Here is a 21,602-nt window from a genome sequence, read left to right on the forward strand (position 1 = left end):
ACCTGTTCAGACACTCGAGATCTATGGGTCAGCTGAAGGCAACCCATATCTCAGCTTCTAAGACCAACGTCTCGAATCAGCCGGCCGGTCTCTGAGGCCGGTGCAAGCAACGCTGAGTCCAGGATGGAGCTCGGCGTTGTTCTTTGTGTTGGGTGTTTGTATTGGGTGGTCTTCGCTGTCTACACTGCAGGCATTGCTGCTGCACTTTAGGCAACTGCGACATGACGCCACCGGGACGACCCGCTCTGTTACTGCTCCTGGCCCTAAGTGCAATGGCTGCGGCCGAGCCCCCGTCTGAACCCACACCTGCGCCTGCGCCAATCCAGGGCGAGACGGAGGCCCTCATCGTCGAGGAGATGGCCCCCCTGCGCGAGGCCCTGACACCCCTGATCCAGGCCGCGCAATCCAAGTACGCGATCCCCGGCCTGAGTCTGGCACTGGTGCGCCACGACCGCATCCTCTGGCTCGAGGGCTTCGGCCTCGCCGACCCCGAGCAGCAACGCCCGGCCCAGGCTCAGACCCGCTACCGCGCCGGCTCCTTGGCAAAACCGATCACCGCCTTGCTGGTCCTGGCCCAGCAGGCCCAAGGGGCCATCGACATCGACCAGCCGGTCGGCTCAGCGCTACCGGGCTTTCGTCTCCAGAGCCGTTTCGACCAGACCGCGCAGCCGATCACCGTCCGACAGCTCCTGAGCCATCATGCCGGGCTACCGTCCGATCTGAACAAGGGCCTCTGGTCGACGGAGCCCTTCACCCAAGTGCGCGAGCGCTTGCACGATGAGTATGCCGCCTTTCCGCCGAACCTGATCTTCAACTACTCCAACCTTGGCTACAGCCTGCTCGGTCATTTGGTGCAGGTCGCCACGGAGACGCCGTTCGCCGAGTACGCCCAGCAGGCCCTGTTCGAGCCGCTGGGTTTATCGCACAGCCGATTTGCCGCGAAGCCGACGTTCGATGACGCCTTGGCCATGGGCCACCGCAACGGCGATCGCTTTGCGCCGCTGCCGTTGCGCGATCTGCCGGCGCAGGGCTTGGAGACCAGCGCCGCGGACATGGCGCGCTTGAGCATCGCGCTGCTCTGTGCCGGCGAGCTTGAAGGCAGGCAGGTGATTGAGCCGAGCCTGATCGAGACGATGATCGAGCCGCAGAATGCCGACATTGCGCTGGATCTGGGTCTGAGCGTTGGGCTCGGCATCTTTCTTGAGGAGCAGAGCATCCCGGGAGCCACCCGCGTGGTGCGCCACAGTGGCAACAGCCTCGGCTATACCGCCGAGTGGGTGCTGTTACCGGAGCAGGGCCTGGGCGTGGTGGTCCTGGCCAATGCCGGTCACGCCGAGCGCGTGGTCAAGCCACTGGCCGAGGCGATCCTCAGCAATGCCATGAAGCTTGAGCCTGAGCCGATTCCGTCTGACCTGTTTGTAGCGGCCGCGAAGACGCTGCCAACGCCGACAGCCGCGACGGAGTCGACAGAGACGCTCCCGGCCGAAGGCCATTTCGCGACCGACCTTGGTCTGATCGCGATCCAGCCACAGCAGGACAGTCTCTGCGCCTGCATGACCGGCGAGCAGCTCGACCTGATGCCCTATCCGCAGGGCTGGATTGGCGCCGCGCCGTCGACATCGGATCAACGCGGCGACGAGCCCGAGCCCGCGAGCCTGGGCAGCGCAAACCTGCGCCTACTGCGCGAGCTGCGGCTGCAAACGCGCCGCATCGAAGGCCGCGAGGTGATGATCGCCGACACCCCGCAGGGTGAGCGCATCATCGGCGAGAAGGTGCCGCAGGAGCCGGTTCCACGCGCCTGGCGTGAGCGTCTCGGCTCCTGGCGCATCCTCAATCCAGACCCCGGCTTTCCGGTCACCGACCTCCATCTCAAGCTCACCGATGGCAAGCTCTGCCTCAGCTATCGGATGCCGGTGCTCTCGCCTGATCGGATTCAGGTGCCGCTACGGGCGGTGACCGACATGCGCGCGATTATGCTCGGACTTGGGCGCACGCGGGGGGATTCGGTGCAGATGGTTGAGCACGAGGGGCAGATTCGGCTGCGCTGGTCGGGGTATTTGGCTGAGCCTGTTGGCGGTTCCGATGACCCAAAGGCGTCATCTGCCGGAGTGGCACTGGGCCATGAGCTTTAGCCGCCTCCACCACTGATCCGTCGCTCGTTGCTGGGCCTAGGCGCGCCGACCTCAGGCATTCGCACCGTTCACCGATGCTCAGTTCGCCTGATACACCTCAGTCTCGGGGTGAAACGCATACCAAGCGAACCAGAACAGGGTCGTAGCCGGGAGTGGGTTGCCCTCAGCATCGAAGGCACGCGCACTGGGCTGTGCCCAATCGAAGCGCACCTCAATCGACTCACCGCCGAGCTGATCAGACACGCGGCCATCGGTCTGCGACAGCTCCGCAAACGGATACGCCTTGAACTGTCCATTGACCTCAACCCCAAGCACCCGCTCCTTCGGGTGATAACGCTTGGAGCGCGCGCTGACAGGAAAGTAAAGCTCGCCATGGCTGCTGTAGCCGCCATAGGGGGCACGATCATAGTTGCGGCGATGGCCGGTCTCGGTCGACAGCACCTGGGTCTGCGGATGGGCACGGCGCCAGGCGCCCCAGGTCGTGTGGGTCAGGGGCAGGGCGGTGAGCTTGCTCCCGGCCAAGGGACCGGCGATGGCCTGCTTGGCGATCTGACTCCAAAGGCTCTCGGTCTGGCGATCGTAGAGCAGCAGGTCGCTGTTGTAGAGCAGCCCGGAGACGCCGAAGCTGAGTTCACGTCCCGCCTGCTCGGCGCTGAAGGCGATCCCCGATCCGCACAGCGGGCAGTAGGTGATGGCAATCGGCTCGCCCTTGATGCGGTCATTGACGATCTCATGCCAATTCATGATCTTGATCGGATAGGCGCGGGCCTCTCCTTGATAGACCAGCCCCAGGATCTCGTCGTCACGCGTAAGAAAATCCACGGCCTCAGCCTCGACGAAGCGCGGCTGATCGATCGCCGGGATGCCATCCCGATCCGGACCGCCGGCATGGATCTCAGCGACCGGTACCAGGCTATTGTGCACCGCAAAGCCATTGATCTGCGGTGCTGTCGGCGCCGCATCCAGCAGCAGATTGGCACTGAGGGCGACGAGACCGACCACAACGAGGGCCGGACGTGCTGAGCATGAGCAGAGGCGTTGAGTCATGCGATGGCTCCTTGGCTGGCCGGGGTCGGATAGGATCAGGCGTGCGCGGTTGCGAATCTGGCCGCCGTCTGACCGGACCGGGCGCTGCGCCGATCCAGCCACCGCCCGATCCAATCATCCACCGACAGATAGCGCCCAGCGCCGATGAAGAACAGCGCCACTAGCATGATCAGGTAGGTCGCGGCAAACTCGATGCCATTGTTCAGGATCACTAGGCTGCCGTTCTCGGTCAGCCACTCGTAGTTGCCATGCTCGCGCAGGATGTCCTTGGCGCGATCCAAACGCTCGACAGCGCCGATGGTGCGCTCGTTGGCGAACAACGAGCCACTCCCCTCAGCGATCGCCAGCCAGCCGTGCTGCCAGTGCACCGTCACCATGGCCACGATCATGGTCACGATCAACGGCACCGAGATCAGCCGCACGCCAAGGCCAACCACCAATAAGACCGCGCCAACGGTCTCGGTTGAAGCCGCCAGGAACGCCATCACCGTCGGAAAGGGCAGACCCAAGCCATAGTCCGGATTACCAAACCAGGCCACCGTGCTATCGAAGCTGGCGAACTTCTTGGTCCCCGCCATCCAGAAGATCGGCGCCAGATAGAGCCGTAACAGCAGCGGGGCGATGAAATCGACGCGGCGCGTGGCATCGAGTAGGCTGCGCGCCTGAGTTATGAGGCTAATGAACATGCGGAACACTCCGATCGGGTTGCTGATAGCGGATCACTGATAGCGAACAAGACCCGATCGGCGCGGTTGATCTTTCGCGGAGGGCTCCCCGCTGCCCAGCAGATAGGCTTGAACGCCGTCCTGCAGGGCGCGCAGCCGGGCGGCGCTCATGCCGCCCTCCGTGCCGTCAGATGCGGCGCGCGACCCCGAACTCGGCGAGCGGCGGAATCCGGTCGTCGCGCTCGATCATGGTCGAGACCGGATCGCTGACTGGGGGATGGTCCGAGATCCAGGCTGGCTCCACGCGCTCGGCCAGACGCACAAGATCGTTCAGGTAGTCGGCGTCTAGCGGGTCGGTCGAGCCGATCGAGAGCGAAACGCCGTGTATCACAATCGGGTATTCAGCACGAATCCGCTCCAGCCAGCGGCCCGGACCTCGGTCATGTCGGCCTCCGGCAGGCGCAGGGGGTCGCGGTTGGCCTGGCGGGAGAAGTGGATCAGGGTGCGCTCGGCGGGCGCGAAGCCGTCTCCATCCAGGGCCGCCTGCAGGGCCTGCAGCTGAGTTCGAGCGACTGCAGCGCGCCGCCGTGGGCGGCCACGCATTAGGCGCAGCCGTTGTCGTGCGACACGCTCAAAGCGATCGCCTCTTTCAGACGGCGCGGCAACGTGCCGTCCTCCACCATAAGCGCGCGGGTCTTGGCCCAGTTCGCCCGCAGCAGCGGTGGGTGGATGGCATAGGCGTGGAAGAGATTGGGGAGGCGTCCGAAGACTGACGTGATGTCGGCCAGGATGGGGGCGAGCTCGGGGCCCGTGTGGATGTCGTCGTCAGGCCGGGTCAGTCGCATGCGTAGCGGTCCTCGGGGTTTGATGCGGCATCACGGGCATTGGCCGTCCTCGTCGTCGCGACCGCGCGGTGTCGCGGCCATCCACACCGCGCAGTCGGCTCAAGCTACTTCAAGGCCGCGCTGATCAGCCCCTCGACGGCCGCCAGATTCTTGGTGTAACCGGCATCCAGTCCGTGCCGCTCGATCAAATAGGACGGGCTGTTCCAGACGACGTGCACCTTCCCGGCGTCATCCTCCCAGGCCAGCACCTTCAGCGGCAGATCCAGGCCGATGGTCGGCGCCGCCTGCATCAGCGGAGTGCCGGCCTTGGGGTTGCCGAAGATCAGCAGCTGCATGGGACGCAGCGTCAGCCCGGCGTCCTTGGCGCCGGCGCTGTGATCGATGCGAGCGAAGACGGTGACGCCTTTTTCGCCCAGGACGGCCTCCAGCCGGTCGAGCGTCTCGCCGACCGAGTAGGGGCTGATCCGCTGGGTCAGAGTGTCATTAGCAGCCAGGGCCACGAGGGGCAACAGTAGGAGCAGCAGGGACAGGAAGGCACGGCACATGGGCTTCATCAGGGTGGCTCTCATCAGGGGCGTTCTCCGGTGGTGGTGAAGGAAGCAGCGGGAGCTGGCAGGGCGCGCTAGTACTCTGGGATATTCTGGCGGTAACGGCGAAACTCTATGGCGCTGCCAAGGCGTGGCTGGCTGCGCCGAGCAGCGCCGTCTTCGGCTCCAGGACGATGTGCAACGGCATGTCCCGGAGCATCCCGCTCAAGCGGCCTTTTCCATCAAGGCGGCCATAAAACCGCTCCGGGGAAAGGCATCGAGCACCTCAACGGCCTGTTCGGCGCGCGCCTGCGTCTGGGCGAGGAGCGCATCGAGCTCATCGAATACCTGGTGCCGCAAGGCCGTCCCATCCCGCCCGATTCGTGCAGCAACAACCGCTGGTTCCAGCACATCGCCATCATCATCAGTGACATGCAACGGGCCTACGAGCATCTGCGCCAACATCGCGCGCAACACGCCTTGGCGCGCAGCGGCACCAGGTTTTAAACGTTGGGATGTGTCACAGATGTCCGGCGCGACGCAAAGTAGACATGTGCGGTCCGCAGGCTCGGCGGAGTCGGGCTTGCCGCGCGCACAATGCGTTCATCGCAAGAGATTCTCAAATGGCCGGGTACTCTTCCACCGGTAGGCATGAAAATCGCGGCGGTCTGTACTCAGAATACGTCCGTGGCCCAAGGTTTCGGCCAACAGCACAAGGGACGCATCGGCGAGATCCATGGGGAGATCCGCGTAGGCCCTGCATCAGGGTTTCCAGGCGCTCAGCCTGGCTTGAGTCGATGTCGAGCACGGTGAAGACACCCTGCCGATACAGCTCCATGAACTGCAGCTGAGCCGCGATACCGCGTCTTTTCAACAATAAGTGGCAGACTTCGGTCATCACCGGCCAGGTCGTGATCAACGGCTCGTCGAGGCTGCTAAAGATCCTGACAGCGAGCGCGTGAGCGTCGTCCTTGGGGTTTCCCAAAGCCACCCAAAAAGCCGGTATCGGCAATGATCACGTTTTGTCCGACCAGTCCAGATGCTCCCTATAGCGCGACGAGAAATCGGCTTCGGCCTCGAAGCTTCCGACAAAGCCGATTTCCTTGGCCTTGCGCAAGGCATTCGCTCCGACCAATGGGGCTTTCGCTGAGGCTGTTTGGACGGGCGCCGGCGTGACCGTGATGTGGACCTCCTGATCGGCAAACGCGTTCACCGGCAGATGGAGGATGCCGTCGGCGGCAATTCGGGTGGTGATCTCGAGTCGTTGCATGTGATTGATCGCCTGTGGATGTGACGTCAGCAGCGATTGAATCGCTCAGCCGGTTGACCTTGCTTGCTTGATAGAGGCCGATGCAGCCATCAGGGCCGGCCCGCTTCACGCACCGCGCGGGCGGCCGCATCGGTCAGCGCGGGCCGCCCGAGCCTGGCCGCTGAGAGCTGCTCGAAGGCCGCTTGGCACCGACGCTGCTGCTCGGCCTCGGCAATGGTCTGCTGCATCAAGCAGGCGATTGCAGCACGCTTGTTCTGATCGAGAAACGCGCGGTTGCAAGCATCGCGGATCGCGTCCGGAATGCTGACGTTCATGGTGGCCATGGGCTGCGCCGACTTGTGGAAATCTTCAGCAAGCCTAGGCGCAAGGGTGTCGCCCCGCAAGCCCGTTGCTAGCCTTGAGTGCCGTTTCTGTTGACGGTGTCCAAGACGCCTCAGCGCGAGCAGTCTCCGCATTGAGGCTTGTCTTCGGTCTCTCGCACAGCCCATCATCCGTCCTGAGTGTTCACCTCCTTGTGCAACAAAAAAGGCGGCTGATCGAAGACGATGAATCTGAAGCTGTCGACCATTGATCTTGATGCACTCTTGGAGCTGACCAAGACGGCCGTTGTGAAGCATGAAACTGCCACGCTGCGCGCTTGGGAATTGCCTGATGGGAGCGCCGTGGTGATGACGTTGAGCGCGTCTGAGGCCTTGCTGATAGAGCCTGTCGAGGCTGATGCCGTTCAACCTTCGCGCTTGCATCAGCGATGCTTTGGCTTTGTGCGGTCGCGGAACAGCGTCGTTGAGGCCGTCCGCAAGTTTCTCTTGTAGTGGTATCGGGAGGTCCTAGAGAAACGTTGCACCAGTATTGCAACGTCGGTGTCAGCGCAAGTGACAGATGTCCAGTGCTGCGCAAAGTAGAGATGTCCGGCTCCAACCCCCGGGGTGGGTCAGTTGGGCGGCGCGGCAGGGCGATGACAGGATGTTCAAGCCGGATTCTTTTTCCTACTGCCTGATGGCCATAGCGCTGTTCATGTCGGGCAATTGTACATCCACTCGGGTGCATGGACGCCGACTTCGAGTGGGACGAAACCAAGCGCCAGGCGAATCGGCGCAAGCACGGGGCCGACTTCGCGGATGCCACAGAAGTCTTCTACGACGAGCTGTCCTGCTCGATGCCAGACCCTGACCACCGCGCGGAGCAGCGCTTCCTGATCACCGGTATGGACGCCTTCGGGCGCGTCCTGCTGGTGGTTTACGCGCAGCCCGACTAGCAGACCATCCGCATCATCTCCGCCCGCCCGGAAACGCCTGCCGAGCGTCGGCACTACGAGCAAGGTTGAACCCATGCGAGACGAGTACGATTTCACCAACAGCCAGCGCGGCGCCATCGTTAAGAGCAACAAGGAGCGAATCACCATCCGGCTTGATCCGGACATCATCGAGTGGTTCCGCGCACGGGTCAGCGGCGGTGGAAACGACCAGACCCTCATCAACGAGGCCTTGCGCGAGCACATGGAGCGCCAGAGCGGCGCCGACTTTAAGAGCACGCTGCGCCGCGTGTTGCGCGAGGAATTCACGGCCGCCAATCTCTGAGCACAACCCGTCATTCCAGGATACGCACCACTATCCAAATGGCGCCTTGTGCGCATAATCTTTGTTATGTAAAGTAACAACCGTTGCTTAGATTGAGTTCTAAGCCAACTCGACTTTACATAACTTTTAACGCCTTCTCCGGCGCGCCGGCAAATGTCGGGACTATTGAGACACAGAGCCGCCACGGCCGTCGCTATGGCCTAACGCGCGCGAAGTGGATACTTTGGACATCGCGCTCGTGGTCAACGGCGGGATGGCTTGGATGCCACTGGGCGCAAAGGCAAGCGGTGCATCCGAACTTGCTGTTCAGTGACCGTGACCATAGCGCCGACCTCGATCTGATCTCCGATCTGCTCCAAGATCCGGACGATCAAGGTGGCAACCTCGGGTCCGCGCAAGCCCTCACGGCGAATGCGAATCACCGAGGGGCCGTTGGCGCCGCTGATGGCCAGGAGTCGATGGAAGTCCGAGTCGAGGGTGACGATGACACGTCCCCGTTCGAGCGCTAGGTCCGTGATCGTCTCGTCAGTGGCGCGGCTGTAGCCGATGTCGGCGACGTGGCAGGCATCAATGCCTTGATCCGAGAGGTGTTGCACCGTGCTTCTCGGCAGGCCCTGGTCCAAGAGCACTCTAATCACGCGGCACCCAGCTGGATGATCTGATCATCGAGGTGGGAGGCGGCGAATTCGAGCGCCTGGCGGATATCGTCGTCCTCAAGCTCCGGGTATTCGCGTTTGAGCTCAGCCCGGTCCGGATACAGTGCGGCCGCCTCAAGGACGCGGCGCACGGTCAAGCGCATGCCGCGGATACAAGGCTGGCCATTCATCTGCGCAGGATCGATGGTAATGCGGTCAAATGGGACGTTCATGGTGTCTCCTCACATCGAGGTTGCGCCTGAGCGATTTGCGGCCATGCGCGTCTCGATGGGCACGTGTTTTGGGTCGTTGACCGAGTGTCTGCCTTGCAGTTCAGGTGTCCGCCAGCAGCCGTTGACCACTGCGGATACTGAGCAGCGCCATCGCTCGTGCTTTGCGCAGCGTGATCTTGCCGTACTCGGCCCGCAAGGCATCGAGTTCTGCGTGCTCGGCATCCGACAACGGCGCTTTGACGCTGAATTGTGCCAGACGCTGTTGTTCTGCCTCGCTTAACAGCGCGTCTGCGGCCTTCATCAGTGTGGCATCGTCCCACCAGGTCATCTCCACCAGCTCCGCCTGCATGTCGTCAGGAACATCGTCCAGCGCCGGGAGCACACCGTCCAGCATGGCGGCGAGGACGTCTTCAAGCGGACGGTGCAGGGTCCTGGCCGCTCCGCCAGCGCGATTCACGAGGGTGTCTGACAGCTCGAGTGTGAGGGTGGTCATCAGCCAATGCTCGGTGGTTCGCGCAGCGCTGGATGTTTGCAGACAGCATCCACGTTGTCCACGACCGCTGTGGATAACCCTGTTGAGAAGTGTGCGTCGCTGAGCGCGCTGGGCCTGTTTTGGTTACGGTTTCGCGGCAGCGAGGCTAGATCGGTCAACGATCTTCCAGGACACTGCCGCTTGAGGCCGTGTTGTTGTGTCTATGTTTGTGTTATCGAGCGTGGAGCGAATCGTCCGTGAGCCCAAAAAGACCGGAAAGCATGAGCACAATTGAGCACAGGATCAGCAGCGGCAATGTGTTTGCCGATCTTGGCCTGAAAGATGCCGAGACACTCTACACTCGGGCCGTCATTGGCAGCCAGGTCGTGATGGCGCTTGGGAAGCAGGGTGAGGCCCAAACGGAAACCGCCAAGCTGCTCGGTATCGAGCCGGCGCAGGTTTCAGACCTGATGTGCGGCCGGTTTCATCGCTTCAACCAGCAACAGCTAATCGGCTTCCTGATCAAGCTCGGTCTTAAGACTGCCACCGGTTTGGGACATCCCCGATAGGGGCCGGGGAGTCACACGCTTGGCGCCCTGCCAGAAGGCAGCATCTGTGGCTTGTGCATCGGGATCATCCTCGATGCCGGCGCGGATGTCCTCATCGCGCATCCTCTGCAGCGCGCGCCAGTCTGTGCTTGTCTCGTCCTGCTGGCTCATCACGCTGACCCCAATCGTTTGACGTCGATCTCGTCAGCCTGGTCTGCGATCTGAGCGAGATCGTACTGCATCTGTTGCCGCAGCCAACTCTCCGCGCTTCCTCCGAATCCCTTGGATAGGCGGATCGCCATCTCCGGGGAGATCCTGTCGTGCCCGTCAATAAGCCCGGCAAGGATCTCTTCGGCAACGCCGAGTCCTCGGGCAGCGTCCGTCACCGTCAGGCCGAGCGGCTCCAAGCATAGCGTACGGATCACCTCGCCAGGATGTGGAGGATTCTTCAATGCGGCGTAGCTCCTCTTCGGGATGGGTGGACTGAACACACTGGCTGCAGGATGCCAGGATTCATCGTTGGGCTCATGCACCACTGGGGACGTGGTTTCCAACTCAGCGGTCGCCGCTTCTGCAAAGCGCGCCGCACTCAAGTGGTTGGCAACCGGACATAGCGCTCCTGTGGTAACGCTCGCCCATGACGGCGCACAATGGCCCAGAGCCTACACACCGGCTCCTGATGGCTGCCATCGAGGACAGCAGCGGCCATGGGCAGTTGCGCTTGATAGCGATCGGTGAGTCCGCGGCCGAGGTCTTCCTCCAGCCGCAAGGGCTCGGGGGTGATGATGCCGGCGAGTCGGGGCAGTCTCTCGGCGATCAACAGGCCGGCGGGATCGTAGTCGACGAAGGCCCAGACCGGGATGTCCAGCGCGTGCAGCAGCGCCAGTGCCTGGCCGGCGCGGGTGTCGGAGCCATCTCCGCGCCAGATGACAATCGGATCGTCTCCGGCCGGGGACAGATCCAGATCGATCGCATCGATGCGGTTGAAGCATTCCCAATTCTCCACCAACAGGGCCGTCTCGTGCTCCAGCAGCCTGGCGCCCATGGGTCCATCGATGTCCAGGTGACAGGCAGGCGGAAGTCGCAGCCTCTCGCCTGCCATGCGCAGGGGCCGCTGCGCGAGGGCCTTGATGGCAACCCGGTCGCGCTTGACCGGCCTGAACGCGAACTTCTCATTAGGACCCAGTTCCAGCGCTTGTGCACGGGTGAGTGGGTCCCAGGCTGCCGGCGCCGTTGCCGGGTCGATGCCTTCAGCGCACAAGAGCTCACGGACATGCGCCTTGTCCTCGGCATCGAACAACAGCCGCACTCCTTTGTTGCGACCGATACCGTAATCGGCACTGAACTGGCGAAGGGTCTTGCTCGCGGTGAACCCCTCGTCGCTCGACTGCACGACGCGCAGCAGTGCACGCGCTGTTTGTTTGGAGAGCGTCGTCATGAACGCGGCTCAGACCCGCCTGACCAGCACGTCGCGTACTCCAATGTTCCCAGAGAGCGGATGCGAGGACGTCCATTCCACACGCTCGAACCGGATGCGTTCATTGCGATGGCGTGCCAGGGTGGCCTCGTGGATCACGCAGTGCAGCCAAATCGTGTCTTGCAGATCACTGTAGTCGGATCGAGCACGTTTCCAATCCAGTGCGGACAGGGGCTCGCCATCGGCAGGCAGGTCACGCAGAAGCTGACGCAGGGCGCGTTGGTGAGGCCGTGGCTCGATCAGCCGCGATGGCGGTTCTGGGCTGGCGTCGGCCTCGAGCGTGCCAACCTTTGGCGTGCGTTGGACGATGGCCAGGCTGGGCGGCAGCTTGGCGGCGATCTCGATCAACGTCTCATGGGCCATGCTGTCACGCAGATCCGAATGGGCTGCGAAGACCAGTGCCGCGGCGCGGTTCGCCCAGTCCGGCGGCTCGGGCAATTCCTCGATATCAGGCGCCAAGTAGTCCGGGTGACGCTTGAGAAACAGATTGAAGGCACGCAGACGGCGCCCGGCCGGCTCCACCTGGCGCAAGCGGAAGAGGAAGGCCTTCAAGATCTCGATGATGTCCAGCAGCGACTGGCTCCACTGTGGAAGGCGCTCCCAGAGCTGGCTGCGGAAGGTGGCCGCGACGGGCGCGGCCGCCGGCTCGTCCTCGATCCGGTCCAGCAACCCGCCACCTTGCAAGGACCGGATCGCCTCACTGATGCGCTCGGCGCGCTTGATGTACCAGTCGTTCTGGCGCTGCTTCTCAGCCAGCGTGCGCACACTGGCAAAGCGCGTATCGGCCATCATGCGTAAGTATTCGAGCGCCTGCTCGATGTGATCGGCCAGGTCGAAGACGGCGTTATTGAAGGTGTCCACATAACCGTCCAGGTCCTCTGTGCGGCCTTCCAGATGAGCCTTGACCACCTCATCGATGAGCAGCGGCAGGCGCGCGGCCAGATCGGCGATATTGCCACCGACGGCGGCATAGAGCTGCTCCTTCTGCAACACCTCGTCGACGTGACGGGCCAGTGAGGCCGCCAGCCGGAAACGGTCGTGGGCCAGCGGCACCAATGCCCGGTGGCGGCGCAGATCCTGAATCGCGCTGGGAGTGGCCGCCTCACCACCGGCATCGATCGACCCCTGATGATAGGCGACCGCGATGAGGGCGCGATGGCGGTGCAACACCTCCAGATAGCTGATCACCAGATCGCTGCTGCGACTCACAGCAATTGCTCCTGGTGGGGCTCGCTGTCGCTCTCCTCCTCGATCTCGTCCGGGATCGATTGGTATTCCATCAGGAAGTCCACGACCTCCTGCAGGTATTCGATCTTGCCGGTGACCGCGTAGATCTCACGCTCCGGGTTGGCGTGGACCAGATAGCCGTCATCGCGCAGTCGCTTCAGCAAGCGATCCAGGGTGCCCCGCAAGGTGCCATCTCCTACCGGTCCCCTGCCCAACCGGGCCAAGGCTTGAAGATCGTTGCGCAGATTCGGGTTCTCATCGATGGCCGCCATGAGCCGGTGTGTTTCGATGAGGCTGCCCGGCGCCAGGAAATGATCCTGTCGCAAGGCCTGCATGACGTGCACGAAAAAGCCCACCAGCAGGCGCAGATCGTGCTTGATCGCGGCGAACACCTCACGCATGGCGCGTCGCTCGTCGGTTCCGATCTCGCGGTAGGCGACGAACGAGGCTCCGCCCTGCCGGGTGCGGGCCAGCCGCCGGCCAAGGCGGCCAACGAAGGCCTCCACATCCTGACGCTGAGCCTCGTCCTCCAGGAAGCGCCAAGCCTCTGGATAGCGCACATCGCAGATGAACTCACCGGACAGGAGCAACGTGACGGTCTGTTCAAACATGCCGTGCCTCCAGGCTCGCGACGCGGTTGGCGTCCGCTGAGGCTGGTCCCTCCTCGTCCAGCTCCGGGAGTCGGGTCTCCAGGAGCCGGCGCCCCTCCTCCACGCTGAAGCGGCGCCGAAACAGGGCCAGCACCTCGGCGTCCGGGTCAGGGAAGGCCGACACCAGGGTGATATTGTTGCGGCGCAGGATGCGCAGTAGCGCCTCGATATTGCCTAGGTCCAGATCCTTCAGCTCATCGAGCGCCCACACCACCTCGACCGAGGCCTGGCGGCGAATCCGGTTGATGAAGGCGATGAAGATCACGCACAGGATCAGATACGACAGCCCGTGCGAGGAGATCCGCTCCAGGTCGGCCGCCTTGCGGAAGGTCCGCACCTGCGCATTCTCGACCACCTCGCCCTGAATCCGGACCAGGCTCGGCAGGGCCGCGCGAATCCCCTCGCTGACCTCCCAATGCTCGAGTAGCGTGCGCAGCGTGTCGGCGAACGCGGGTGGCGGAAGATTTTGGCCTTCGAGGCGCAGCCAGACACGGTGGTCCTCAGCCATGGCGGCAATCGGCTCCCAGTAGTCCAGGTCCCGAATGGCCGATTTCACCTCGATGGTGACGCGCGAGACGCTCTCGAAGTCAAGATTATCATCCAGACTCTGCTGCAGCTCGCGATTGAACTGGCGCACCTTGCGGTGGAAGGCTTCCATGTCGCGATGAAAACCGACGATGGCACCGGCGATCTGGTTGGCCTCGGCGGCGAGCAGACGGCGGTACTCGTCATGCTTCTGATCGAACCAGTCCTTGAAGACCGCAATCCAGGCGCGCGCTGGGGCCTCGGGGCCCAGCTCAGCTCGGTTGCTTTCGAAGAACTGATCCGGCGGTGTCTGGCGATAGCGGCTGAAGGCGCGTTTGACCTGGTCCATGAGCCGCTCGATCTCCTGCCGAAGGGCCTTGGTTTGGGTCTGGTGCCTGTTGGCCTGGTTGGTGAGGGCATCCAGTGTCCAGCCCGCATCGAAGGGGCCTGTCAGGATGGCGTCATCGGGTGGGAACGCGCGACAGTCATCCAGGCGCTTGCGCACAACCTCGATGTCCCGCTCCAGACGGGCATGCGCGGCATCCAGGCGATCGAGGCCGGCCTGCAGTTCGTTGTTGCGGCGCTGCCAGCGGGTGTGCTCGTCGCTCAGAGCTGAGCGCGCGCCCGCCGCCTGCTCGCGTGCCGTTCCGGCCGCTTGCTGATGCGCCTCCCGCCGCGGCCAATCATTCTGCTGCCACAGTCGCCATTGGCTGACTTCGTTGCGCGACTGATCGATCTGTTCGAGCGCTCGCTCGGTGTCCGTGCGCTCCTGCTCCAATCGATTCAGCGTGGCGGTGTCGACGCCGGCCTTCCCGAGGGCCTGATCACGCTCCTCTTTGATGTGGATGCGTTCCTCGCGCTGCCGTACCTGGCGTTGGGATTGTTCCTGATCATGAGCTTCCAGCGCGGCCTGGCGTTCGTGCTCCAAGGCGCCTCGAGCCTGCGCCTGCTGCGCCTCCTGATGCTCGATGACGTGACGGTACTGCTCGTCCAGCGCTTGGATCTCTGCCCGGAGGGTCTGCTCCGCGCGTTTGAGCGCTTCGAGCTCGGCGCGGAGTCGTTCGCCCGCCGCTTTGCGGCTCTGCTCGACCCGATAGTGCGCGTCTTTGCGCTCCTCCTGCGCCGAGGACAGCCGGGTCTCGATGCGGCGGAGCTCGGCGTTGGCCATGCGCACGGCCTCCTCGGCCTGTTTGCGTTGCCTGTTGCAGTCCTTGAGACGGCGTTCGATCTGCTTATGCTCGCCGTCGAGCGTGCTTCGCTGGTGATCCAGGTCTGCGATCTCACGGCGCAGCGCGTCCTCGTCGGCGGCGAGGTGGGCATCGATATGGTCGAGATCGACCCGCACGCCGTACAGCGTCGGATTGGTGTCGATCAGGACCGGCGTTAGGTCGGTGCGGATGAGCAAGTCTTCGCGCACCACCTTGGCGACGTCGAAGACCCAGTTGGGATGGTTGGCGCGCAGGAAATGGAGCAGGCTGTCCTCGCCAGGGGTCTGCTGCAGCAGCAAGGTCTCGCGGCGCCGCTCCAGCTGTTCCTGCTGCACGCGGAGATCCTGCAGCTGGGCCTCCAGGTCGTGATGTGTGGCTTTGGCGTCGGCGAGTGCGTGTTGGTGTTGGCGGACCGTCTCTTCGGCTGCTTGCCGCTCGCCATCGAGCGTTTCGACGACCCGGCGCTTGGCGTCATGGATCGCGACCACATCGGCATCCGGCTGCGGGTTGTGGACGCTGTTGCTGTATGCGCCCTTGCGTTCGCGTGTATCCCCCAGACGGGCTTCCAATGCGCGCCGGGCCTGGCCGTGCTCGCTGCGCAAGCGCTCGGTTTCCGCGCGCGATGTGGCATCGATGTCGGCTAAGCGGTGCTCGAAGGCCGTGTAACGCTCCATTCGAGCCTGATTGGCAGCGATATCTGCCGTGTTATGACGGCGATCGAGCGCGTTGAGCAGGCGTTCGTACTTGAGGGAGATCGTCTCCTGGGCGCCGAGCAAGGCTTCGTGGCGTTGGCGCAATTGCCCGAGTCGCTCACGCAGTTCGGGCTCATGCGCAAGGCGGTCGGCCTTTTTCGGAAGGTCCCGCTGCAGCCAGTCCGCCTGCTGAACATCGAGCGCGGCGACCTGAGCTTCGTCCTCTTTGGCCTGTCGCTCTATGGTCTCGAGACGGATGCGGATCTCCTCGGCAGCCTGCCGATGAGCGCGTTCCTCGTGCTCGATGCGCGCTGTCTGCTGCGTCCGTTCTCGGCGGTTGCTGGCGTCGGTCTCCTGCAAGTGGTCGAGCAGACGCTGGATACGGGCATGGATGCGACTCAGTTCCGCCTCCCCTGCGCACAACTGGGCCTCGCGCTCGAGGATGTGCGCCATCGTCGCGCCCTGCTCCATGGCCTGCGTGTAGGCGGCGTAATGCGTTGGCCAATCGGCAATCTTGCGCCGTTCGGTGCTCAGGGCGATCTCGGCGTTGGCCTCCGAGATACAGGAGACGACCATGCGCTGGAGATCGTGGAAATCGGAGCGGCGCAGGAACATGCCGCTGACGATCTTCTCGATGTGGGTCAGATGATGGCCGCTGCCGACGAAGGCGTAGTCGGCCACCAGCGCTCGCTTCTCCTGCCAGGCCCGTCCACTGCCGAGGTGGCCTTGGATGATGGCGCGGTAGTCGCTGACGCTCGCGATCACGTTGCTATGACTCACGCCTTGCACCTTCAAGTGTCGTTGCAGCTCGGGCACCTGGACGATATTGACGCCGTCCGGTCGCAGGAACAGCTCGGGCCGGTACGGCGAGCGCACGAAGCGATAGCGCCGCTCACCGCCCTGTTGGCTGGCATGCAGCACTACCATGCAGGTGACGTCACGGCGACGGTACTCGAAGATGATGTAGGAGGTGACGCGTGGCAGGTAGTAGCCGTTGAAATCCAACCGGTTGGTTTCGGTACCGACGATCCGCGTTGGCTGCTCGCCGTAGAAGATCGGTATCAGCTGCAGCAGCGTGGTCTTGCCGCGTCCGTTCCGGCCGGTCAAGACAGCGCCACCCTGCAACGGGAACTCGACAACCCGCCCAGGGCTATAGGAATCGATCAAGATCAGTTGAAGAAGCTCGAAGTCCATTGCGGTTCCAGGACAGGCAGTCGATGGGAGGAACAGATACCTGAGCGATGAATACGACTTTGTGACGGCGCTTCGGGATTTCTTTTGATTGTTTTTTGCTCCACGGCGCCTGACCGGCCCTTTGAAGCATCTCCATCCGCTTAGCCGATGCTGGTCAGCCGTCTAACAAGGCCTGATTCACCCGACGTGCTTCGTCAAGCTGGCGTTGGATGAGCCGAATCGTGTCCTCGCGAACGCCCAGCCGGGTGGCGATGCTGGCAAAGGAGGCGATGCTGTCGACCACATCGGCGATGACCGCGCGCGCCTGTTTCCAGTGAGCGAAATTGGCCTGAGCCGCCAGATGTTGCATCGCTTTTCGTGGCGGTGCCTTGCCAAAACCCGCAAAGGCCGTGGCGTGCTCGCCATAGGGGCCCGGGCTGAAGGTAGCATCATAGAAGGGGCTTGGACGCCATGCTCCCTGATCGTCTTGAAGAAACGCCCAGTTCTTGCTGTGATCATCCTGGTTCAGCGCAAAGAGGTTGAAAACGGCCCGGCGGAACTGCGCTTGGCCGACGGCCGGACTTTGGCAGAGTAAGCTGCTGGCCTTGATCAGGTCCTCGTAATCCAGACTGGGCAGGCGAAAGTCCGCGTCGAGCAAGCCGCAGGCGCTGTGCAGATGCAACCGTCCGTGCTCCGAGTGGGTGTCGAAGCGCTCCAATGCCAGCCAGTGCGTCGCTCCCGAGCGGACCGGCGCGTCCAGCAGTCGCCAATGAGCCACGTCGATACCGGCCTGCTGTGCCATGGTCAGATACGCCGCTTCGCAGAGCCCCTCTTCATGGCCAAGCGGCAGGGTGCTGGAGGTGAATTTCACCAGATAGGCGCTACGTCCAGGGCCGGGTGTCGTGCTGCAGCGGTCGCTGTCGGCATCCGACAGATACAGCTGCGCCTTGGGTCTGGCACCACCTGAACTCCCCACCCTGACCAACTCGGCGAGTACCTCCGTGGTCTGCCCCTCGAACAGGGCCTGTGCCTGACAGCCGAGTTCGCCAAGGCTGATCCGACCGTCCGTGGCAGCCGGTTGCAGCGATGAGGGCGGTTCGTAAGACAAGGCCCCCAGACCACGATCGGCCACAAAGGCCAGGCGATCCAGTGCGGTGACCTGGGCCGGGGGAATCCCGGACTGGCGGAACACCCGATCCATCAGCAACCATCCCCAGCCGTCCGGTAACGAATCAGCGAACACACCCTGCAGCCCTGCATGCGGCGTCTTCGGGGCCGCCTGCAGCGTCTCATCGAAGCGCAGGGAAAAGGGCGAGAGATTCGTAAATTGCGCCAGGTACTCACGGGCGTACTGGAAGAAGACCCCCTGACGCCCCTGCGCCAGTCCGCCGACGTGGTGGCGGCTGCCATCGGTGAGGGTGCGCCAAACGTCTAAACGGTTGACGCGCTCGCCGTTCATTGCCCTAACACCTCTTCGAGGCTGGTGGGTGCCTTGGGCGCCGGATCAGTCAGGCGCTGCAAGCGACTGAGATCGTCGACGCATTGCCATAAGAGCAAAAATTGACGCAGCGAGATCTGTCCGGTCGTCTCGAATTTCTTGATGGTCGGCGCCGGTACGGTACTGCGCATCGCCAGCGCGTTGCGCGACAGCTTCAAGGTTTTGCGTCGCCCCTTGATCCAAGCGGATAACGCTTGCTGCACATCAACGGCCGAGTGTAAGGAGAGCTGTCCCATATCGATATTGGACACTAAAATATCTTTATTGGTTTAAATAACGTATTTTAGGACATCATAGTATCTAATAATCGAACCTCCGTCCACTGGCTCTGAGCGATCCATACTTCCGTCATGTCGCCGACAATCCGAAAATGACGGCAATACCCATGCCGCGCCTGGAATGCCAGCCTCCGAGTCATTACCAAAACTGCGCGAAAAGCCCCGTCTTTAGGGCGGGGAGGATGTCAAAAGGGCTTCCTGCGCTCGTGGCCGCAGTGTCAGTAGGCGCTGGCGTCGTTTCTGGAGGGGCTTCTGACAGCGGCAAACGCGCAATGCGTTCAAGGCAAATTGCCGGCAAAGGCGTCCTACCAACCGTGAACAGCCTCGAAAGGCTGACAAAACAGGGCCTCCGATTCTGCATCATGCGTGTCAAGCCGGGCGGGCTATCGCTGTCCCTCGATCGCTGCGGGGGCGTGATCACCCCAGGCACCCGTTCGGAGGTAACGCGCTGCTGTCGAAGCCATGCTCGGCATAGCCATGGCGCAGATGGCGCAGATAGGCATCCACAGGCAGAGCCGGCTCGACCAACTGCGCCGGGTCGGCGAGGTAGACCTGGGCGAGCAGCGTCTCGTCGGTATCACGACACTGAAACGGGATGGCAGTGCGCAGATAATGTGAAGGCACGCCCTCATAGCGATCCAGGTCCTCGATCTGATCCGGGGTGAGCCGGTAGGCCACCGCTGGACAAGCATCAGTGCGATCTCCCAGCGCCAGATTGGCATAGACGCCGCCTTTGCTCGCGCGCTTGTTGAAGACCAGCTTGGCGTGAGGGATGTAGCCGGCCCTCGCCGCGTGCGGCCAACCCACCCGCTCGGCCAGTCGGGTGGTCGTCATGTTGGAGCCATAGGCCAGCAGCCAGCGCGGCTCGCTCTCGTGTTGGGCCTCGAGCAGATGACGACGATAGTCGCCGTGCGTAATCCTGGCGACACCAGGCAGATCCTGGTGATAGACATAGGTCTCCACCGTCAGGGTCTCGCCGCTGGAGATCATGCAGGCAGCCATCGCTCGCCGCTGATAGAGCGAGCCCTCGGGATCGCTCGAGCGAAACCCTTCGATGCGATCGAGTTGCGCCAAGGTCGGCGTATCGACCCGATACAACTCACCGATGACCGACCCCTGGCCGTGTTCAGACAGGCCGGGATAGGCGCCGAGGTTGTACAAGGTGCCCTGCACGCGGGCCAGACCGAGAAAGTCCGCCGTGACCAGGCTGTGTGCGCGCAGTAAGCCACGCAGCAAGGTTCCGTAGACAAAGATCACCATCACAGGCCCTCCATCACCGTCATTCGGGGTCAAACCGATCCGCAACGTTCGCTGCGACCCTAGGGTCGGCGTCAACGGGATCGATGTTGTGCGCTTGCGGGCGACGGACACGTTGCCCGCGGCTCGCTGTTCGCCGGATGCTCACAAGTATCGCCGATCGATACGACAGTACCTGACGTATCCCAACCCTGGACGCTGATCCTGATCTGCCACCTGCCGCGATCTGAAACGGGCGCCCGGACCACAGAGGCGCGGTCACTGCACGCCGATGCCTCCAATCCAGAGAACACACCCCTGACGAGGGCACGGCCAATCACGATACGACAAAAACCGTCGTTGACAGTCTGTAGCTTTGCACCGGTGCTCGCGCAGAAAGACACGCGCTCCGCGCCGTCAACGCGAGGCCTCACACAGCCTGCGCGCTAAAGCCGAAGCCCGGGGATCGATGTTCCCATGGGCGGCGCTGGTCCTGCTCAGCATGCCAACCGATCTATAGGAGTTCCCGCATGACCTGGTTCGACCTCGACCGTTTCGCTGCTTACATCATCACGTTCCTACTGATCATGCCGCCCGTCTTACTCTGGTTTGGTTATCGGCTGATCAAACGCCAGCGCATCAAAAAGCAGCGCCACCAGGAGGTCTTTCAAGCCTGGGTCGAGCAAGAGGACAATCCTGAGCTCGCCGATGCCTGGGTTCAGCTCTGGTTCGAAATGGCGCTGCTGATCCCCTTCTCGAGTCGGGCCCGGCGTGCCTTTGTCGGCTCCATGCTCATCCATGGCGATGATCCGGATGACTATCCCTGGGAGGTTCAACAGTATCTCATCGGGTTAGGCCCCGACGGCTCGCTTGATCCCGGTACGATCTTGTTGGTAAACCTCTCTGAACAATCGGATGCTTCCGTCGCTGATCGTGCGGTCGAGCTCTGGAAGGATCTGATGTGGGCGTTGTGCAAGACCGAAGCAGAGGTGAACGATGCCCTCAGATCGGTGCTGGAACGACTCCCCCAGGCATCTCAGGTCGCCCGGGCTGCGGTGCAGCGAGGATTGGTCACGCAATGGTTCGATCAGGCGCGCTTCAACCTCAACGAGCGACTCGATCCGTTCCTGGATTAGCCTGTCTCGACACGGCTGAGCAAGGCTGGCGCGGCATTGAGGCCCAGGTTGAGACGTCCTTGTGTTTCAGAGACGGAGTCAGATGCCCTTGGGCCAGGCACCCAAGGGCAAGCCGCGCGGCTAACGCAAAGAGGCATGCTCTGCGGTCGCGGGCGTCCGCCGAGCGGCGGTGGGCAGGCAACCGGCATCAGCCAAGGTGCGCTGGCTGACCTTAATCGCCTGAGGCGTGTTGACGAACAACTGCTTGATGAACATTGAACGCTGCGGATCACGATACCAGCCTGCAGGCTTGGCCTCATCGGTCTCAACGGCGAGGTGTCGGCTCCCCATCATGAAGGCAAGATCACGCTCGACGGTGCGCCGGCACACTGTGAAATCCGGACCACGACTGAGCAGCCGTTGGTGCAGGTCGGTGACGGTCGATTTGCGCGGATAGGCGGGCAACAAAAGATACAGTTCAACGATACGATCAAGCTGCTGCAAGGGCGATCTCCATCGGTTGCTGTTTGAGCATGCTTTATATACCAATGTGAGAACGTCTGTCAATAGCA

28 protein-coding genes are annotated in these 21,602 nt (G+C 62.8%); 6 read left to right on the forward strand and 22 right to left on the reverse strand.

All coding sequences use genetic code 11. The features are described 5' to 3' along the window. Window positions 1-221: 221 nt before the first annotated feature. A complete protein-coding gene (locus tag CKO42_RS21520; protein ID WP_200248763.1) occupies window positions 222-2,132 on the forward strand; it encodes a serine hydrolase domain-containing protein in 1,911 nt (636 codons plus the stop codon). A gap of 78 nt (window positions 2,133-2,210) precedes the next feature. Here the strand turns inward: CKO42_RS21520 and CKO42_RS21525 are convergent, their stop codons facing one another. The 10 genes from CKO42_RS21525 to CKO42_RS21570 all read right to left on the reverse strand — a co-directional run bounded on the left by CKO42_RS21525 (window position 2,211) and on the right by CKO42_RS21570 (window position 6,809). Then, complete coding sequence (locus CKO42_RS21525; RefSeq protein WP_207148796.1) at window positions 2,211-3,179, reverse strand: DUF3179 domain-containing protein; 969 nt, start codon at window positions 3,177-3,179, stop codon at window positions 2,211-2,213. Window positions 3,180-3,214: 35 nt separating this feature from the next. Beyond that, on the reverse strand, window positions 3,215-3,865 hold the full coding sequence (locus CKO42_RS21530; protein ID WP_200248765.1) for an HvfX family Cu-binding RiPP maturation protein: 651 nt from the start codon (window positions 3,863-3,865) through the stop codon (window positions 3,215-3,217). Between the two features lie 166 nt (window positions 3,866-4,031). Then, window positions 4,032-4,235, reverse strand: coding sequence for a multinuclear nonheme iron-dependent oxidase (locus CKO42_RS21535; RefSeq protein ID WP_338034976.1), 204 nt, complete (start codon window positions 4,233-4,235; stop codon window positions 4,032-4,034). Beyond that, complete coding sequence (locus CKO42_RS21540; RefSeq protein ID WP_200248767.1) at window positions 4,232-4,447, reverse strand: hypothetical protein; 216 nt, start codon at window positions 4,445-4,447, stop codon at window positions 4,232-4,234. The genes CKO42_RS21535 and CKO42_RS21540 overlap by 4 nt, the downstream gene beginning before the upstream one ends. Continuing rightward, a complete protein-coding gene (locus CKO42_RS21545) occupies window positions 4,447-4,689 on the reverse strand; it encodes a carboxymuconolactone decarboxylase family protein (RefSeq protein ID WP_200248769.1) in 243 nt (80 codons plus the stop codon). Before CKO42_RS21545 ends, CKO42_RS21540 begins: the two co-directional genes overlap by 1 nt. 104 nt (window positions 4,690-4,793) lie before the next feature. Further along, complete coding sequence (locus CKO42_RS21550) at window positions 4,794-5,258, reverse strand: DUF302 domain-containing protein (RefSeq protein ID WP_200248772.1); 465 nt, start codon at window positions 5,256-5,258, stop codon at window positions 4,794-4,796. A 91-nt stretch (window positions 5,259-5,349) separates the two neighbouring features. Next, window positions 5,350-5,436, reverse strand: a complete 87-nt coding sequence (locus CKO42_RS28615) for a hypothetical protein (RefSeq protein WP_420844340.1) — start codon at window positions 5,434-5,436, stop codon at window positions 5,350-5,352. 5 nt (window positions 5,437-5,441) lie between these two features. Then, the gene (locus CKO42_RS21560) at window positions 5,442-5,681 is read right to left on the reverse strand and encodes a hypothetical protein (RefSeq protein WP_200248776.1); all 240 of its coding nucleotides are present in this window, start codon (window positions 5,679-5,681) and stop codon (window positions 5,442-5,444) included. A 550-nt stretch (window positions 5,682-6,231) separates the two neighbouring features. After that, complete coding sequence (locus tag CKO42_RS21565; RefSeq protein WP_200248781.1) at window positions 6,232-6,486, reverse strand: hypothetical protein; 255 nt, start codon at window positions 6,484-6,486, stop codon at window positions 6,232-6,234. Window positions 6,487-6,575: 89 nt separating this feature from the next. Continuing rightward, entirely contained in the window at window positions 6,576-6,809 is a 234-nt protein-coding gene (locus CKO42_RS21570; RefSeq protein ID WP_200248783.1) for a hypothetical protein, read from the reverse strand. 222 nt (window positions 6,810-7,031) lie between these two features. Between CKO42_RS21570 and CKO42_RS21575 the strand changes: the two genes are divergently transcribed. From CKO42_RS21575 to CKO42_RS21585, 3 genes are all read left to right on the forward strand, one after another. Then, the gene (locus CKO42_RS21575; RefSeq protein ID WP_200248786.1) at window positions 7,032-7,298 is read left to right on the forward strand and encodes a hypothetical protein; all 267 of its coding nucleotides are present in this window, start codon (window positions 7,032-7,034) and stop codon (window positions 7,296-7,298) included. A 233-nt stretch (window positions 7,299-7,531) separates the two neighbouring features. After that, on the forward strand, window positions 7,532-7,741 hold the full coding sequence (locus CKO42_RS21580) for a BrnT family toxin (protein WP_200248788.1): 210 nt from the start codon (window positions 7,532-7,534) through the stop codon (window positions 7,739-7,741). A gap of 73 nt (window positions 7,742-7,814) precedes the next feature. Continuing rightward, entirely contained in the window at window positions 7,815-8,063 is a 249-nt protein-coding gene (locus CKO42_RS21585; protein WP_200248790.1) for a BrnA antitoxin family protein, read from the forward strand. A gap of 242 nt (window positions 8,064-8,305) precedes the next feature. On the opposite strand, the gene CKO42_RS21590 is transcribed toward CKO42_RS21585, so the two are convergent. The 3 genes from CKO42_RS21590 to CKO42_RS21600 all read right to left on the reverse strand — a co-directional run bounded on the left by CKO42_RS21590 (window position 8,306) and on the right by CKO42_RS21600 (window position 9,424). Continuing rightward, window positions 8,306-8,701, reverse strand: coding sequence for a DUF5615 family PIN-like protein (locus CKO42_RS21590; protein ID WP_338034977.1), 396 nt, complete (start codon window positions 8,699-8,701; stop codon window positions 8,306-8,308). Continuing rightward, the gene (locus CKO42_RS21595) at window positions 8,698-8,931 is read right to left on the reverse strand and encodes a DUF433 domain-containing protein (protein ID WP_200248796.1); all 234 of its coding nucleotides are present in this window, start codon (window positions 8,929-8,931) and stop codon (window positions 8,698-8,700) included. Before CKO42_RS21595 ends, CKO42_RS21590 begins: the two co-directional genes overlap by 4 nt. A 100-nt stretch (window positions 8,932-9,031) precedes the next feature. Beyond that, window positions 9,032-9,424 carry a hypothetical protein gene (locus tag CKO42_RS21600; RefSeq protein WP_200248798.1) on the reverse strand — a complete coding sequence of 131 codons (393 nt, stop codon included), beginning with the start codon at window positions 9,422-9,424 and terminating at the stop codon, window positions 9,032-9,034. Between the two features lie 260 nt (window positions 9,425-9,684). Here CKO42_RS21600 and CKO42_RS21605 point away from each other — a divergent pair, with 260 nt between their 5' ends. Then, window positions 9,685-9,972 carry a helix-turn-helix domain-containing protein gene (locus CKO42_RS21605; protein WP_200248800.1) on the forward strand — a complete coding sequence of 96 codons (288 nt, stop codon included), beginning with the start codon at window positions 9,685-9,687 and terminating at the stop codon, window positions 9,970-9,972. A 149-nt stretch (window positions 9,973-10,121) separates the two neighbouring features. Here CKO42_RS21605 and CKO42_RS21610 read toward each other — a convergent pair whose 3' ends face one another. The 8 genes from CKO42_RS21610 to CKO42_RS21645 form a co-directional block, all read right to left on the reverse strand. Next, the gene (locus CKO42_RS21610) at window positions 10,122-10,544 is read right to left on the reverse strand and encodes a HigA family addiction module antitoxin (protein WP_420844339.1); all 423 of its coding nucleotides are present in this window, start codon (window positions 10,542-10,544) and stop codon (window positions 10,122-10,124) included. Then, entirely contained in the window at window positions 10,541-11,389 is an 849-nt protein-coding gene (locus tag CKO42_RS21615) for a DUF7281 domain-containing protein (RefSeq protein ID WP_200248802.1), read from the reverse strand. The genes CKO42_RS21610 and CKO42_RS21615 overlap by 4 nt, the downstream gene beginning before the upstream one ends. A gap of 9 nt (window positions 11,390-11,398) precedes the next feature. After that, on the reverse strand, window positions 11,399-12,637 hold the full coding sequence (locus CKO42_RS21620; RefSeq protein ID WP_200248804.1) for a hypothetical protein: 1,239 nt from the start codon (window positions 12,635-12,637) through the stop codon (window positions 11,399-11,401). Continuing rightward, window positions 12,634-13,266: a condensin complex protein MksE gene (locus CKO42_RS21625; RefSeq protein WP_200248806.1), complete on the reverse strand. Its 633-nt coding sequence runs from the start codon at window positions 13,264-13,266 to the stop codon at window positions 12,634-12,636. The genes CKO42_RS21620 and CKO42_RS21625 overlap by 4 nt, the downstream gene beginning before the upstream one ends. Beyond that, complete coding sequence (locus tag CKO42_RS21630) at window positions 13,259-16,924, reverse strand: ATP-binding protein (RefSeq protein ID WP_200248809.1); 3,666 nt, start codon at window positions 16,922-16,924, stop codon at window positions 13,259-13,261. Before CKO42_RS21630 ends, CKO42_RS21625 begins: the two co-directional genes overlap by 8 nt. 154 nt (window positions 16,925-17,078) lie before the next feature. Then, on the reverse strand, window positions 17,079-18,362 hold the full coding sequence (locus CKO42_RS21635) for a type II toxin-antitoxin system HipA family toxin (protein WP_200248812.1): 1,284 nt from the start codon (window positions 18,360-18,362) through the stop codon (window positions 17,079-17,081). Next, window positions 18,359-18,652, reverse strand: a complete 294-nt coding sequence (locus CKO42_RS21640) for an XRE family transcriptional regulator (protein WP_322829052.1) — start codon at window positions 18,650-18,652, stop codon at window positions 18,359-18,361. The genes CKO42_RS21635 and CKO42_RS21640 overlap by 4 nt, the downstream gene beginning before the upstream one ends. Before the next feature lie 444 nt (window positions 18,653-19,096). Beyond that, window positions 19,097-19,939 carry a gamma-glutamylcyclotransferase family protein gene (locus CKO42_RS21645; RefSeq protein ID WP_200248814.1) on the reverse strand — a complete coding sequence of 281 codons (843 nt, stop codon included), beginning with the start codon at window positions 19,937-19,939 and terminating at the stop codon, window positions 19,097-19,099. 506 nt (window positions 19,940-20,445) lie between these two features. Here CKO42_RS21645 and CKO42_RS21650 point away from each other — a divergent pair. Beyond that, the gene (locus CKO42_RS21650) at window positions 20,446-21,051 is read left to right on the forward strand and encodes a hypothetical protein (RefSeq protein WP_200248817.1); all 606 of its coding nucleotides are present in this window, start codon (window positions 20,446-20,448) and stop codon (window positions 21,049-21,051) included. Window positions 21,052-21,171: 120 nt separating this feature from the next. Here the strand turns inward: CKO42_RS21650 and CKO42_RS21655 are convergent, their stop codons facing one another. Further along, window positions 21,172-21,534, reverse strand: coding sequence for a hypothetical protein (locus CKO42_RS21655; RefSeq protein WP_200248819.1), 363 nt, complete (start codon window positions 21,532-21,534; stop codon window positions 21,172-21,174). Between the last annotated feature and the right edge of the window lie 68 nt (window positions 21,535-21,602).

Source organism: Lamprobacter modestohalophilus, assembly GCF_016583905.1.
Classification (GTDB): domain Bacteria; phylum Pseudomonadota; class Gammaproteobacteria; order Chromatiales; family Chromatiaceae; genus Lamprobacter; species Lamprobacter modestohalophilus.